The 15721-nt window shown below is 73.4% G+C and carries 10 protein-coding genes; 5 read left to right on the top strand and 5 right to left on the bottom strand.

What is annotated here, in order from left to right:
* Positions 1-153 precede the first annotated feature (153 nt).
* Together ACYU96_RS13250 and ACYU96_RS13245 are read right to left on the bottom strand one after the other, a co-directional pair.
* Complete coding sequence (locus ACYU96_RS13250) at positions 154-873, bottom strand: hypothetical protein (protein ID WP_460754058.1); 720 nt, start codon at positions 871-873, stop codon at positions 154-156.
* 272 nt (positions 874-1145) lie between these two features.
* Positions 1146-2681, bottom strand: a complete 1536-nt coding sequence (locus ACYU96_RS13245) for an aromatic amino acid ammonia-lyase (RefSeq protein ID WP_460754055.1) — start codon at positions 2679-2681, stop codon at positions 1146-1148.
* 164 nt (positions 2682-2845) lie between these two features.
* Between ACYU96_RS13245 and ACYU96_RS13240 the strand changes: the two genes are divergently transcribed.
* On the top strand, positions 2846-7375 hold the full coding sequence (locus ACYU96_RS13240; protein WP_460754052.1) for a S8 family serine peptidase: 4530 nt from the start codon (positions 2846-2848) through the stop codon (positions 7373-7375).
* 171 nt (positions 7376-7546) lie between these two features.
* Complete coding sequence (locus ACYU96_RS13235) at positions 7547-8002, top strand: DUF6328 family protein (protein ID WP_460754050.1); 456 nt, start codon at positions 7547-7549, stop codon at positions 8000-8002.
* 69 nt (positions 8003-8071) lie between these two features.
* On the opposite strand, the gene ACYU96_RS13230 is transcribed toward ACYU96_RS13235, so the two are convergent.
* Positions 8072-9298 carry a helix-turn-helix domain-containing protein gene (locus tag ACYU96_RS13230; protein WP_460754047.1) on the bottom strand — a complete coding sequence of 409 codons (1227 nt, stop codon included), beginning with the start codon at positions 9296-9298 and terminating at the stop codon, positions 8072-8074.
* 188 nt (positions 9299-9486) lie between these two features.
* Between ACYU96_RS13230 and ACYU96_RS13225 the strand changes: the two genes are divergently transcribed.
* Complete coding sequence (locus tag ACYU96_RS13225) at positions 9487-9852, top strand: hypothetical protein (protein ID WP_460754045.1); 366 nt, start codon at positions 9487-9489, stop codon at positions 9850-9852.
* 54 nt (positions 9853-9906) lie between these two features.
* On the opposite strand, the gene ACYU96_RS13220 is transcribed toward ACYU96_RS13225, so the two are convergent.
* Positions 9907-10779, bottom strand: a complete 873-nt coding sequence (locus tag ACYU96_RS13220; protein WP_460754042.1) for an oxygenase MpaB family protein — start codon at positions 10777-10779, stop codon at positions 9907-9909.
* A 109-nt stretch (positions 10780-10888) separates the two neighbouring features.
* Positions 10889-12595 (bottom strand): dihydroxy-acid dehydratase, encoded by a 1707-nt coding sequence (gene ilvD, locus ACYU96_RS13215; protein WP_460754040.1) that lies wholly within the window; start codon positions 12593-12595, stop codon positions 10889-10891.
* A 301-nt stretch (positions 12596-12896) separates the two neighbouring features.
* Here ilvD and ACYU96_RS13210 point away from each other — a divergent pair, with 301 nt between their 5' ends.
* Together ACYU96_RS13210 and ACYU96_RS13205 are read left to right on the top strand one after the other, a co-directional pair.
* Positions 12897-13400, top strand: a complete 504-nt coding sequence (locus ACYU96_RS13210; protein WP_460754037.1) for a hypothetical protein — start codon at positions 12897-12899, stop codon at positions 13398-13400.
* Between the two features lie 245 nt (positions 13401-13645).
* Positions 13646-15622, top strand: a complete 1977-nt coding sequence (locus tag ACYU96_RS13205) for a thioredoxin domain-containing protein (RefSeq protein WP_460754034.1) — start codon at positions 13646-13648, stop codon at positions 15620-15622.
* Positions 15623-15721: the final 99 nt, after the last annotated feature.

Here is a 15721-nt window from a genome sequence, read left to right as displayed (position 1 = left end):
CATTCGTTCGACATGCCATTTGATGTCAGAATCTGTTCATAACCTATCTATCCACAGGCGTCCCGTCGGCGTCTCTCCCGCAAGAGGGCGCCCGCAGGGGCGCCCGTGTCGACGGTGACGGTCTCCGCGTCGGCCGTGCGGGACTGGAGGGGACTACTCGGCGAGCAGGTCGATCTCGCGGTCGGCGGCGGCGGCGGTCGTGATCTCCCCAAGAGTTGTGGCATCGATGACGATCGCGGCCAGCTCTCCCGCGGGATCCGACTCCGCGGCTTCGTCGAGGACGGGCATCCGCAGGGAGCCGTCTGCCGAGACGACGCCGATCAGTGCCGAGTCGAGAGCGACGGTCCAGCCGCCGTCCACGCCCGGTCGCAGGAACACGAGGCAGCTCTCGCCCTCACCGAGTCGCAGGAGGCCGGCGGCGACCGCCCCGGCCGACTCGTCCCCGTCGACACGGATCGAGACGGTGGTCGTGTCGTCGACCGAGACACCGGCACGGAGGTCCAGGACGTGATCGATGTCGAACACGAGGTCGAGTGTTCGGGTGTCGGCCTCGCCGTCCCAGGCGACGGGGACGCCGGCGTCGGAGCCTTCGGGCCACACCTCCGCGGTCCCCGGCTCCCTGTGGACGAATCGGCCGGAGACGACGGCGTGCGACAGGGTGATGCCGGCATCCGAGCCGGCGAGATAGCGGGTCGACGGCATCGCGGAGGTCAGTGACTCCGGGAAGGGGTGGTAGACGTCGGTGGAATCCGCCGCGCGCTCCGCGAGGATCGAGCCCCACGCACCCGCGTCCGGCGGGTGCGGCGCCGAGCTGGCGGGGAGCATCGCGGCAACGAGGAGAACCAGTGCCGACGAGAATGCGGTACGTCTCATGATCACTCCTGGAAGCGCGGCGTCGCGCGGTCTGCTGTCCGAAGCAGCCGAAGCAGCCGAAGCAGCCGAAGCAGCCGAAGCAGCCGAAGCAGCCGAAGCAGCCGAAGTCGCGTCGCTGAAGAGGGGGTGGCGCCACGAGTGGCGGCCACGGGACCGTGCCACTGCACTTGTGTGGACAGTTCGGCGAAACTTGCGGTGTCGATGGCGTTCCCGCTGTCCACCGACTTGGTCTGCCTCGCCGGGCCGACTCGATGACCAGTCCGGGCGCGGGACTAGGAGCCGGAGCCCGCGGACGGCGACGGCGGCGGTGCGAGCCGCGCGAGCCCGTCGAGCAGGTGCTGCGCGATCTCGAGGTCGTCGCGCAGGTCGCGGTCCGCGTCGTCGTCCGGGAGGGCGTCGGCCAGGGCCAGCGCGTCGCGCAGCGGGCCCGCCGGCAGGTCGAGGCCTCGCCGGCGCAGCAGCCGTACCGCCCCGACGAGCTCGCAGGCCAGCAGCGTGCGGTAGGCCGCGACGGCCCGCTCGGCCTGGACGACGGCCTGGGGCGCGAAGCTGGCGTCCTCCTCCGTGCCCCGGGAGAGCACCGCGGACCCGAGAGACGCGGGCTGGGCGGACGCCCGCAGCTCGGCGAGCGCGCCGGCGGCCACGAACTCGACCGCCATCAGCCCGGACGCGCCCTCCGGACCGGTCGCGAGGAAGGGTCGGAGCCCGGTGAGGCCGGGTTCGTTGAACATCCCGATCCGGGCCGTCACGAGGGGGCCGCTCTGGGCGACCGCCAGGTTGCACGCGTCGAGCGCGAGCCCGAGCGCCACCTGGTGGAAGCCGCCGTGGTGGACCACCTCCGCACCGGAGAGGTCGAACAGCGGGTTCTCCTGCGCGGCGCCCATCAGGCGGCCGGCCTGTCCCGTCAGCACGTCGAGCGCGTGCGTGACGGCTCCCTGACCGACAGGGAACGTCCGCAGGCCGAAGGAGTCCTGGATCCTCGCCGGGTGCCACGCCGGGTGCCACTCCGGGCACACCTCGGCACGCTCCGGCGCACTCGGCTCCGGCCCCTCCGGCCCTTCCGGCTCCGGCGTCCCCGGCTCCGGAGCCCCCAGCAGCCGCCGCACACGCTCCGCCACGACGCCGACCCCGGGTGAGGCAGCGGCCCGCACGGCCGCGGGCGAGAGGGGCGACGGGTTCCCGTCGAGCCCTCGGAGGCCGAGCGCGTACACGACGGCGGCGGCGCGGTCGAGCCGGTCGAGCTCGTCGGCCGCGAGGCAGGCACGGCCGATGGTGAGCGCGCTCGAGCTGATGAACGGTAGCGCGCTGTCCGTGCCCCACGGTGCCGTCGGCGCGAGCGGCCGGGTGGCGGGGCGCTCACCCATGAGCGTCAGGGCGGTGCCGGCGAGGGCACTCAGGTCGCCGGTCCCGACGGAGGCGTACGTGCGGACGGCGGGCAGGGCGTCGTCGTTCAGCATGCGTTCGACCGCGCGCAGCACCACGGGGTCCACTCCCGACCCGGCCGCGCAGAGCTGGTTGAGCCGTACCGCGAGCATCGCGCGCACCGCACGGGCGGGCATCGGGGGCCCGGCGTCCGTGGCATGGCTGCGCAGGAGCCGGAGGCCGTGCTCGTCGTCGCCGACGACGGCGCCCTTGTTCGCCCCCACGCCCGTCGTCCGGCCGTAGGTGGGCACGTCCGCGCTCAGCCGCCCTGCCAGGGTGTGCGCCCGGGCCACCTTGCCGACGGCGTCGTCAGGTACGTGTGCGGTCGCACCGGCGGCGACGGCGGCCACGTCCGCCGGCCTCGCGGTGCCGTCGAGCTCGATCATCCGGCCATTCTCGTCGCTCTCGTGTTCCGGCGCGCCTCCCGCACGGAAGCAGGAGCCGCGGGTGAAACTAGCGCGAAAGCATTGACGCACCCCTTTGACCTGCGCAAGGAATAGCGGGCACCTGTACGTGAACGTTCCGTCGCTGCCCACCAAGGGAGCCGTAGATGTCACACCGGTCCAGAATGCCCCTGTTCGCCACAGCGGCTGTCACAGCCTTGGCCGCGGCGTTCGCGCCCGCGGCCGTCGCTGTCCCACCACCGGCTCCGCCAGGGGCGGACAAGTCCGGCCCGCGGGAGCTCGTCGCGGAGGGCCTCACGCCGGCCGAGACCGTCCCGCAGCCGGGTGTCGAGCGCGCGCCGGCCATGCAGAAGCTGGACCTCGGCCGCGGCAGGGCGGAACGCACCTACCTGATCCGGCTGGCCGACGACGCCGTGCCGACCTATCGCGGCGGCGTCGCGGGCCTGGACGCCACCGCCGCCCGGCAGGGCAGGACGCTGGACCCGTCGAGCCCCCGGGTGCGCGAGTACACCGAGTTCCTCGAGGCGGAGCAGGACGACTTCGTCACCCGCATGGAGCGCACGGTCGGCCACGACGTCGACGTGCCGTTCACCTATCGGTTCGCCGTCAACGGCGTCTCCGCCGTCCTGACCCCGGCCGAGGCGGCCGAGATCGCCAAGGACCCCGCCGTCGAGCACATCGCCCTCGACGAGGAGCGTGAGCTGCACACCGACGCCGGCCCGGTCTGGAGCAACGCCGACGCGTTGTGGGACGCCGTCGACGAGCTGGGCCTGCCGGAGGACTACCAGGGCGAGGGCGTCGTCATCGGCACCATCGACACCGGCATCCACCCAGGCAGCCCCTCGTTCGCCGAGACCGGTGACGACGGCTACACGCACACCAACCCGCTGGGCGCCGGGAACTACCTGGGCGTGTGCGACCCGTCGAACACCGACCAGTACGACCCGGACTTCCCGTGCAACGGCAAGCTGATCGGCGCCTACGGGTTCCTGTCCGACGCGGACCGGAGCGCGCTGGACGAGGACGGTCACGGCTCCCACACTGCCTCGACGTCGGGCGGCAACGTGGTCGACGACGTGACGCCGACCGCTCCCGAGGGCACCGACCCGCCGACGTTCGACGTCTCCGGCGTTGCGCCGCACGCGAACGTCATCAGCTACCGCGGCTGCTGCACCGCCGCCGGCCTGACGGCCTCGATCGACCAGGCCATCGCCGACGGCGTCGACGTCATCAACTACTCGATCGGCTCGTCCTCGCCGTCGGACCTGTGGAACGACTTCGACGCGCTCGGTTTCCTCAACGCCCGGGCCGCGGGCATCTTCGTGGCGACCTCCAACGGCAACGACGGCCCCGGGATCGCGACGACCGGCTCCCCGGCCGACGCCCCGTGGCTCACGTCTGTCGGTGCCTCCACGCACAACCGCCACGCGTTCAACACGCTCGCCGGCCTGACCGGCAGCGCGGGTGAGCTGCCGGACCTCACCGGCAAGTCCCTGACCGGGCCGCTGCCCGCCACCGAGATCGTCTACGCGGGTGCGTTCGGCGACCCGGAGTGCACCACGACCACGGGGCACGAGACCGACTACACCGGCCGGATCGTGATCTGCGACCGCGGCACCAACGGCCGGGTCGAGAAGTCGGAGAACGTCGCGGCGCAGGGCGCCGTCGGCTACGTGCTCGCGAACGACGAGCCCAACGGCGACTCCGTGCTCGGCGACGCGTACGCCGTCCCGGGCGTGTTCCTCGGGTACGACGACGCCACGACCCTGAAGACCTGGCTGGAAGAGGGCACCGGCCACACCGCCGCCGTCACGGGCACCACGTTCACCGTGGACGACTCCCTGGGCGACGTCATGGCCAGCTTCTCCTCGCGCGGCCCCAACCGCGCGGTCGACACGATCGTGCCGTCCATCACCGCGCCCGGCGTCGACATCCTCGCCGCCCTGGGTGCGGCCGGCGGCGCGTACGACCACGTGGAGTACGGCATCATCTCGGGCACGTCGATGTCCAGCCCGCACGTGGCGGGTGCCGGCGCGCTGCTGACGCAGGCCCGACCGGACTGGACCCCGGCCGAGCAGCAGTCCGCGCTCATGACGACGGCGCGCACCAGCGTGCTGAACCACGACGGGACGTCGGCCACACCGTACGCGCAGGGCAGCGGCCACATGGACGTCGGAGCCGCCGCGACGGCGGGCCTGCTGTTCGACGAGACCCCGGCGAACTACCTGGCCGCCGACCCGGAGGCGGGCGGCGACCCCAAGTCGCTCAACCTGCCGTCCTTCGCCGACAGCCAGTGCCTGGCCACCTGCTCCTGGGAGCGGACGGCGGTCGCCCCGCCGTCGGCGCCCGAGGGCGTGACGTGGGCGGCGTCGGCGGTCGCCGACGACGGGCTGGCGCTGGACGTCGCGCTGTCCGCGGACACGGTCTCGCCGGGTGACGAGCTCGGCATCTCCGTCACCGCGGACGTGGCCGGTGCTCCCGAGGGCGAGACGCGGTTCGGCCGGATCACGCTCACCCCGAGCGACGCGGACGTCCCGGCAGTGACCCTGCCGGTCGCCGTCGTCCCCGCCGCCGCGGTGCTGCCCGGCGAGATCGGGATCACCACGCGCCGCGACACCGGCTCCCAGGCGGTGACCGACATCCGGTCGGTCGCCGTGTCCGACCTCACCGGCTCCGTGCACGGCCTGGTCGCCGCCGACCTGCACGAGGGCTCCCTCGCCGAGGACCCGACGAACGGCTCGCCGTACGACGACCTGAGCCAGGTCGAGGTCACCACGCTGGAGGTGCCCGGCGACGCCGAGCGGCTCGTCACGGAGATCACGCAGGCCACGGCGCCGGACCTCGACCTGTTCGTGGGCACCGGCGGCACGCCGAGCGCCGAGACCCAGGTGTGCGCCTCGACGACGGGGTCCGCGGCCGAGGCCTGCGACGTCCCCGACCCGGACGCCGGGACCTGGTGGGTCCTGGTCCAGAACTGGGGCGGCAGCGACAGCCAGCCGGACACGCACACGCTCGCCACGGCAGTGGTCCCGTCCGCGGCCGTCGGCAACGCGGGCGTCGTCGGTCCCGACGGTGAGGTGCCGGTGGGCGAGCCGTACGACGTGCGCGTGCACTGGGACCTGCCCGAGGCGAGCGAGGGTGACCTGTTCTTCGGCACCGTCGTGCTCGGCAGCTCGCCGGAGACGCCGGACGACATCGGCGAGGTCCCGGTCAGGCTGTCCCGCGTGGCCGACGACGTGACCAAGACCGCGTCGACGGACTCCGCCGCCATCGGCGAGACGATCGGGTACGACCTCACCGTCGAGCCCAACGTGACGCCGGAGGACCTCACCTACACCGTCACCGACACCGTTCCCGACGGGCTGAGCATCGACCCGGGGTCGGTGACCGGCGGCGGCGTCGTCGACGGGCAGACCATCACGTGGGAGGTCGACATGCCCACCGCGGTGGGCGTCGCGGGCACCTACGAGGCGTCCACGCCCGAGACGAGCGCCCAGTGCGCGGCGTGGGCCGGGTTCCTCGACCTCGGCTCGGTGGGCATCGGGTTCAGCTCGCTCGACGGCGACAGCGCGGCGGTGAACGCGTTCTCGAACATCGGCCCGTTCCCGCACTACTCCGACCAGTCTCCGAACCTCGTCGTCACCGACGACGGCCTGATCACCGTCGCCGGCGGGTACGGCGGCAGCCCCTGGGAGCCCCAGGCGGTCCCGGCCGCGGCCGCGCCGAACGGCGTGATCGCACCGCTGTGGTCCGACCTGGAGCTGTCGCTGGCGAACGACCGCGGCGTGCGGCTGGCCACCTCGGGCGGCGAGGTCGCCGTGGTGCAGTGGGACGACCCGCTGCCGTACGGTGCCGACCCGGCCGACCTGTCCAACTCCGTCGGGAAGTTCCAGGCCTGGATCTACAGCTCGGTGGCGGACGACCGGCCCGAGATCACGTTCGAGTACGGCGAGCTCGGCACGCTGCCGGGACTGGCGACGGTCGGCGTCGAGAACCTCGCGGGCACGCTCGGCACCGCCGTCGTGAACGCGGGTGACCCGTCGGCGGCCCTCACCGAGGGCGGCAGCGTCTGCCTCGACCACGTGGGGCCGAGCGTCGAGCCGGTCACGCTGTCGTACGAGGTGACGGTCGACCCGGACGCGATCACGGGCACATACACCAACACCGCCGAGCACGTCACGTCCGACCCGTTCGACGCCTCGGCGGTGGCGTCCGCCGACGTCGCCGTGACGGGCCTGGCGCCCTGCGACGAGGTGATCACCGGCCGGCACCGGGGCGGGGTCTCGGTCACCGAAGGCACCACCTGCATCACGGACGCCACGGTGGTGGGCCGGGTCACCGTGTCCGACGGCGCGGGGCTGCGGGTCACCGACTCCCGGATCCTCGCGCTGGTGCGCGCCACCAGAGCATCCGAGCTCCAGGTGTGCGACGCGCGCATGACGGGCGCGCTGACCGTCGTCCGCAGCGCGGGAGTCACGATCGGCGACCCGGCGGCCGACTGCGCCGGCAACCGGGTGATCGGACCGGTCACCGTGTCCCGGTCGGAGGGCCCGGTGATCGGGGACAACGAGATCACCGGAACGCTGGTCTGCGTCCGCAACGACCCGCCGCCGACGAACAACGGTGCGCCCAACACGGTGCGGGGCAAGCATCTGGGCCAGTGCCGGGACCTGTGAGGACGGGCCGCTGACCTGGAGGCGCCGGCGGCGCCGCTCCCGAGGGGGCGGCGCCGCTGGCGTCCTCGGGGGCGCGCGCTCCCGTGCCGCGGTGCCGGCCGGTCGATCACGTCGTGCCCGCGCCCCGGTCGGCCTTGCCGTCGGCGGGTGGGCCTGGGCTACCGTCGGTCCATGTCGACATCGGACCGGAAGCTCTCCCCGGAGCGGCTCACCCGCAACTGGAACGAGCTGCTCCAGGAGCTGCGCGTGATGCAGACCGGCGTCCAGATCCTCACCGGGTTCCTGCTCACGGTGCCGTTCTCGGCACGGTTCGACGACCTCGAGGACCACCAGCGGATGCTCTACCTCGGGGTGCTGGTCGCCGCGGTGCTGACCACGTGCGTGATCGTCGCACCAGTGGCGTTCCACCGGATCCTGTTCCGCCAGAGCAGGCGGGAGTGGCTGGTGCGGACGGCCGATCTCTGCGCGCGCCTGGGACTCGCGGGCCTCGGCATCGTGTCGGCGGCGGTGATGCTGCTCGTGTTCGACATCGTGGTCGGACCCGTGCCGGCCGCGGTCGCCGCCGTCAGCGTGGGGCTGGTGTTCGGGGGGCTCTGGTTCGGCGTCCCGCGGCTCGCCCGGCGGTAGCGGGCCCGTCGGCCGGGAGTGCCGCCCGCCGGCAGGGGCGCCGGCCGCGAGGCGCAGCGGCCGGCAGGATCACCAGTCGCCGTCGTCACCCGGGCCGAGCCAGGCGCTGAACCGGGCGAGCCGTTCGTTGCTGCGGCGGTGGGCGCGCACGAGCAGGCTGGTCACCTCGCGCGTCGTGGGGTGGTGGCGGGTCTGCTGCGCCGCCGTCCGGCGCGCGGTCATGAGGCTGTCGAAGGACTTGTCGTGCATGCCCTGCCAGAAGTACGCGCGTGCGAGGTCCAGGTTGTGGTGCGCGACCCGGGTGGGCAGCCGGGTGACCAGGTGGGCGGGCAGGCGGGTCCGGTCGGCGATCGTGAGGGCCCGCGGCCCGTCCCCGGACTCGACGGCGCACGCGACCCGGTAGATCGCGACGTTCGACGGCCCGAACGCCAGGTGCGCCCAGTCGTTGTCGGTGTCGGTGTCCAGGTGGGTCGCGATGCGGTGCGCCTCCTCGACGTGGTCCATCGCCCCGTCCAGGTCGCCGGCGCGGCCGGCGATGAGCGAGGACCGCAGGTGCAGCGCTCCCACCGTCAGGAGCGCGGCGTCGTCCCGCCCGCCGGGGTCGACCCGGGTGCGGACGGTGTCCAGGAGCCGGCCCGCGCCGTCGTAGAGGCCGTCGCGCATGAGCGAGGTGGTGCGCATCCAGGCGGCGAAGCCGGCGGCGGCGGGGTCGTCGGTGAGGGCGGCGATCCACTGGATGCGGTCCTCGACGCTCGCCGCGAGGTCCTCGTAGCCGGTCTGGTGGGCGACGGTGTGCGCGGCGTGCGTGTAGGAGAGCAGCGCGTGGGCGATCACGGCGCGGTCCTGCTCGTCGTCGCAGGTGTGCACCATCCCGAACGCCTCGGTGAGCAGGGGCGGGAGGATCTCGGCGAGCTGGGAGTTGCGGCCGTGCTGCAGCTGCTCGGCGACGTGCTGCGCGTCGCGCGCGAGCTCGCCCACGGCACGCGGCGGTGCGTCCAGGTCCGACGGCGGGAGGTCCCAGCGGTTCAGGGCCCGCCGCAGGTCCGGGATCAGCTTGTGGATGTGGTCCGGCGACGCGCCCTCCCGGTCGTACGGCTGCCCGGTGAGCGTGCTCCCGTCGACGCGCAGCACCCGCCCCACCATCGCGGCCACCGGCTGGGACACGTCCCGGTCGCCCTGCTCGATCTTGCGCAGCAGCGACAGGCTGATCTTCGCCTCCTGCGCGAGCGAGACCTGCGTGACGCCGCGTGCCTGCCGGAGCTGTTTGATCCGCTTGCCGATCAGCTCGTCGTCCATCGGTATCCCAAACGTCGGCGGGAAGGGAATTCACACCATACGCCCGGGGACGTCCTCACTTGCAACTCTAGGGGTGGCTGCCACACAAGTGTGGCACTTCTGCCGGTTTCGGTACCTCAAGGTGGAAGACGACGGCAAGAAGACCGTCGCTCGCAAGTCACTGCACCCCGAAGCGACTGGAGCACGACATGACGAAGGGCTTCAAGGCCGAGGACGACGCCGTCGCCGCCGACCGGTGGACCCGGCTGGTGATGAGCGTCGCGACGTTCGTGAACGGATGGCTGCTGCGCGACGGCGTCGTCGCCCTGCGCGTCACGCTGACCGATGCCGGCTCGACCCTCGCCTCCTGCCAGGTCTGGGCGGCGACCCCGGCCACGGCATGGGCGCCGCGCGGGGACATCGTCGTCGAGGGGTTCACGCTGGCCGACCTCGAACGCGCCGTCTCGGACGCCGGGTTCACCTTCCCCCGGAACAAGGAGTCCCGCCCGAGGTGGCGTGTGGACCGCAACCGGGGCACCACCTACACGCTGGACATCGTGCGCCCGGGCGCGTGAACCGCCGCTCCGTCGACCGGTACCGGCCACGCCGTCGTGCGGTGGTCAGCCGTATCAGGCCCCGCCCGGCACCGTCGTCGTGCCCAGGCTCCAGCGGATGGCGCCGACGGCGATCCGCCCGGCCAGCCGGGCCGGGCCCCCGTCGGGCCGGCGCTGCAGGCCGAGCTGCGCGCGGGCCCAGGCGGGCAGGGTGGTGACCGCGCCGGCGGCGAGCAGCGCGTACGGCAGGCGGACCGGGCCGGGCAGCGGCGGCTCGTGGAGCAGGAACCGCACGGTGTCGAGCGCCTCGGGCGTGGGGCGCAGCTCCGGGCGGTACGCGTCGAGGCAGGTGCGCAGCTCTGCGACGGTCCGCGGTACGTCGTGCGCCCCGACGGCCTCCGCCACCCGGCCGAGCTGCGCCACGTACTCGTCGGCCTCCGCGGTGCTGAGGCGCCGGGCGCCGAAGTGCTGGTGGGCCGTGAGGAACGAGTCCGCCTCGGCGGCGTGGACCCAGGTGAGCAGGTGCGGGTCGCTCGCGCGGTAGGGGGTGCCGTCGGCCGTCTTGCCGCGGATGCGGTCGTGGACCGAGCGGACGCGATCGACCGCGTCCTGTGCCTCCTCGGCGGTGCCGAAGATCGTGGAGGCGAGGAAGGTGGAGGTGCGCGCGAGGCGTCCCCACGGGTCGCTGCGGTAGCCCGAGTGCCCGGCAACGCCCGCCATGGCCAGCGGGTGCAGCGACTGCAGCAGCAGGGCGCGCAGCCCGCCGGCGAACGTCGCGGCGTCGGCGTGGACGACCCGCGCTGCGCTGCCGCCCGGGAACCAGCGCGGCCCGGGCGTGAGGTGGATGCGGTCGCGGGTGGCGTAGCCGTCCTGCCCGGCCACACGCAGGAAGATCGTCTCGCCCACCCGCGTGCGGAGGCGCTCGATCGGGTTCGTCATGGCGGGCATGGGGCCATTGTCGCGCTGTACAGCTTGGCCGGCCGTACTCGACCTTCTCGGGCGGGGCGTCGCGTGGTGACGACCCCCTTCGGCCTCGGCGATGCCCCGCACCGCCCCTCTACGCGAGCACGGCCCCCTTCGAGGCCGACTGGACCAGCTTGGAGTACTTGGCGAGCACCCCGCGCGTGTAGCCGTGGGGGAGCGGGGCCCAGCCCTCCGCGCGGGCCGCCAGCTCGTCCGGCTCCACGAGGAGGTCGAGCGTCTCGGCGGCCATGTCGAGCCGGATGCGGTCGCCGTCGCGCACGAAGGCGACCGGGCCCGCGTCGACGGCCTCCGGCGCGATGTGCCCCACGCACAGCCCGGTGGTGCCGCCGGAGAACCGGCCGTCCGTGATGAGCAGGACGTCCTTGCCGAGGCCCGCGCCCTTGATGGCGCCGGTGATGGCGAGCATCTCGCGCATGCCGGGGCCGCCCTGGGGGCCCTCGTAGCGGATGACGACGACGTCGCCCGCCTGGATCGTCCCGTCCTCCAGGGCGTCCAGCGCGCTTCGCTCCCGCTCGAAGACGCGTGCGGTGCCCTCGAACACGTCGGAGTCGAAGCCGGCCGACTTCACGACGGCGCCCTCGGGCGCGAGCGACCCGTGCAGGATGGTGATGCCGCCGGTCCGGTGGATCGGGTCGTCCATGGCGCGCAGGATCTTGCCGTCCGGGTCGGGCGGGGCGATCTCGGCGAGGTTCTCGGCCATGGTGCGTCCCGTCACCGTCAGTGCGTCCCCGTGCAGCAGCCCGGCGTCCAGCAGCGCCTTCATCACCACCGGGACGCCGCCGATCCGGTCGACGTCGTTCATCACGTAGCTGCCGAAGGGCTTGAGGTCGCCCAGGTGCGGTACGCGGCGAGCGACGCGGGAGAAGTCGTCGAGGGTCAGGTCGACCTCGGCCTCGTAGGCGATGGCCAGCAGGTGCAGCACGGCGTTCGTGGACCCGCCGAACGCCATGACCACGGCGATCGCGTTCTCGAACGCTTCCTTGGTCAGGATGTCGCGTGCGGTGATGCCGTGGCGCAGCAGGTTCACGACGGCCTCGCCCGAGCGGTGCGCCCACGTGTCGCGCCGGCGGTCGGCCGACGGCGGCGCCGCAGACCCGGGCAGCGACATGCCGAGGGCCTCGGCCGCGGACGCCATCGTGTTCGCGGTGTACATGCCGCCGCAGGCACCCTCACCCGGGCAGATCGCCCGCTCGATCCGGTCGACGTCGCCCTGGCTCATCAGCCCCCGCGAGCACGCCCCGACCGCCTCGAAGGCATCGATGATCGTGACCTGCTTCTCCGTGCCGTCCTCGAGCTTGACCCAGCCGGGCATGATCGAGCCGGCGTAGAGGAACACGCTCGACAGGTCCAGGCGCGCGGCCGCCATCAGCATCCCGGGCAGCGACTTGTCGCACCCGGCCAGCAGCACCGAGCCGTCCAGGCGTTCGGCCTGCATGACCGTCTCGACCGAGTCGGCGATGACGTCGCGGGACACGAGCGAGAAGTGCATGCCCTCGTGGCCCATGGAGATGCCGTCGGAGACGGAGATGGTGCCGAACTCCAGGGGATAGCCGCCCGCGGCGTGCACGCCCGTCTTGGTCGCGCTCGCCAGCCTGTCGAGCGAGAGGTTGCAGGGCGTGATCTCGTTCCAGGAGCTCGCCACGCCGATCTGCGGCTTGGCGAAGTCCTCGTCACCCATCCCGACGGCGCGCAGCATCCCCCGGGACGCGGTGGCCTCCAGGCCATCGGTCACCTGGCGGGAGCGGGGCTTGACGTCGACCGGGTTCTCGTCGCTGATCATGAAATCCTCCTCGGGCCGCCACGACCGTATACCCCGACGGAGCCGTCTGCGACGCGTCGCCGTCGCCCCTGGGGATAACCTGCCGGCGCCGGAGCGAGCGGCCGCCGCGCCGAGGGTACGACACGGCCTACCTGACATCGAGATCTCCGGCAACGCGGTTCGGGCTCCACCGAACTCTTTTCGCGTCGGCGAAACCACGTTCCCGCATTCCTCCGCGCTCGTAACGTCGTTTCCGTGATCCGGACAGGACACCGGGCAGTGAATGCCCGTCTTGAAAGCACTGAGAACGAGGAGGAATGACATGCACGCAGCAACGACCACCCGCTCCCGCGCGACCGTGGTGCTCGCGGCAGTCGCCATGGTGGTCGCACTGTTCGTGACCGCCCCGACCGCCGACGCGGCCGCGCCGCAGGACCGTGACCTCACGACGGCTGCCGGGGCCGACGTGGGTGCCGCGGCCGGCAACCCCACGATCACGCCGATCTACTCGGGCGAGTACGTCCTGCGAGACCGTTCGTACAGCAACGCGTACGCCCTGGTGACCGGCGACTGGTGCCTGGTGGACGAGTTCTGCCTCTTCCAGCGCCAGCCGAACGGTCTCTACTCGGTGTGGAGCCTCAAGAACTGCAACCAGCGCTCGCTGTCGGACTTCCTCGACACGTCCCGCACCGCGTACAACCATCAGACCCGGATTCCGGCGACGGCGCGGCTCAAGAACGTGAACGGGACCACCTACAAGACGTGGGCGCCCGGTGAGACGTCCACCGCGAACTGGTACGACGGCTGGTACCTCGACATCTGCTGATCCCTGGTCGGCTCCGGGGCCGGCACCCGGTACGTCGGCCGAGACAGGCGTGGCCGCCACGAGATGCCGGACCGGTGACGCGTCGGACCCACGACGCCACACGGTCCGGGCGAGCGCACGACGCCGGGCTCGCTCCCCTCATGGCGGCCATGCCGCACGCGGTCGCCGCGCGCCCGGTGGCCGCAGCCGGTGGCCGAGCCCCGTGGCCGCGGGCTGTCGGGGGCGAGGGGTGCCAGGCTGGAGGCATGACGAACCGTCTCGCGACCGCGACGAGCCCCTACCTCCAGCAGCATGCCGACAACCCCGTCGACTGGCGGGAGTGGGGAGACGACGCGTTCGCCGAGGCCCGGCGGCGCGACGTGCCCGTGCTGCTGTCCGTCGGGTACGCCGCGTGCCACTGGTGCCACGTCATGGCGCACGAGTCGTTCGAGGACGACGACGTCGCCGCGGCCGTCAACGGCCGCTTCGTCGCGATCAAGGTCGACCGCGAGGAGCGTCCCGACGTCGACGCCGTCTACATGACCGCGACGACCGCGCTCACCGGGCAGGGCGGCTGGCCCATGACCTGCTTCCTCACCCCGGACGGCGAGCCGTTCTACTGCGGTACCTACTACCCGCGCGAGCACTTCCTCGTGCTGCTCGACGCGGTCACCGAGGCGTGGACCCAGCGACGTGACGCCGTCGTGGAGCAGGGGACGGCGATCACCGACGCCGTCGCCCACAGCACCGCACCGCAGCCGCCGGAAGCGTTCGACGACGCCGCGCTCGGCCACGCCGCACGGCTCGTGGCACGGGACGCCGACCCGGCCCGGGGCGGATTCGGCGGCGCACCGAAGTTTCCACCGTCGATGACGCTCGAGCACCTGCTGCGCCACCACGCCCGCACCGGCGACCCCGAGTCGCTCCGCGTCGTCGGGCGCACCTGCGAGGCCATGGCTCGCGGCGGCCTCTACGACCAGCTCGCGGGCGGGTTCGCGCGCTACACCGTCGACGCCGCGTGGGTCGTGCCGCACTTCGAGAAGATGCTCTACGACAACGCCCAGCTCCTGCGCGTCTACCTGCACCTGCACCGCATGACCGGCTCGGCGCTCGCGGAGCGCGTCGCCCGCGAGACCGCCGGCTTCCTCCTGGCGGACCTGCGTACGCCCGAGGGCGGCTTCGCCTCCGCGCTCGACGCGGACACCGACGGTGTGGAGGGGCTCACCTACGTCTGGACCGCGGAGCAGCTCGCGGACGTCCTCGGGGCCGACGACGGCGCGCGGGCCGCGCAGGTCCTGTCCGTGACGCCGGAGGGCACCTTCGAGCACGGCACCTCGACGCTCCAGCTCCACGGCGACCCGGACCCGGACTGGTGGCCCGGGGTGCGGGCGCGGCTCGCCGGGGCGCGCTCCGCACGGCCTCAGCCCGCCCGCGACGACAAGGTGGTCACCGCGTGGAACGGCCTGGCGATCGCCGCCCTCGCGGAGGCGGGCGCTCTGCTCGGCGTGGCCGCCTACCTCGACGGCGCCCGGGAGTGCGCCGACCTCGTCCTGCGCCTCCACCTGGTCGACGGGAGGCTGCGGCGGGCGTCGCGGGAGGGCGTCGTCGGCACCGCCGCCGGCGTCGCGGCCGACCACGGCGACCTCGCCGAGGGGCTCCTCGCGCTGCACCAGGCGACGGGCGAGGCGCGATGGCTCGACGCCGCGGGCGACCTGCTCGACGTCGCGCTGGCCCGGTTCGGCGACGGTGACGGCGGCTTCTTCGACGTGCCCGACGACGCCGAGCGCCTGGTGAGCAGGCCGAAGGACTCCACCGACGGGCCAGAGCCCGCGGGCCAGTCGTCGCTGGCCGGTGCACTGGGCACCTACGCGGCGCTGACCGGCTCGGCCCGGCACCGCGAGGCCGCCGAGACGGCCGTCGCCGCGGCGGGCGTCCCCGCCCGGCAGGCGCCACGGTTCGCGGGCTGGACGCTCGCCGTCGCGGAGGCGCTGGCCGCCGGACCGCTGCAGGTCGCCGTCGTCGGGCACGACGACGCGGCGCGCGCCGCCCTGGAGCGCGTGGCACGAGGCGCGACGTCGCCCGGGCTGGTCGTGGCCGTCGGCGAGCCGGACACCCCGGGCCTGCCCCTGCTCGCCGACCGGCCCCTCGTCGACGGGCGGGCGGCTGCCTACGTGTGCCGGGGCTTCGTGTGCGACCGGCCGGTGACGACCCCCGGGGACCTCGCCGTGGCGCTCGGGGCGTGACCGGCCGCGGACGTGCCCGGGGGAGGTCTCGTCGTGTCCGGGGTCGTGCCGCGCCCGGCGGCCAGGTCGTGCCGCGGGGACGGGGACCGTGGTCAGGGT

The sequence above is a fragment of the Myceligenerans cantabricum genome (genome assembly GCF_054777735.1).
The sequence above is the reverse complement of the archived record's forward strand: the minus strand, read 5'-3'. Positions and strand labels throughout refer to the sequence as shown.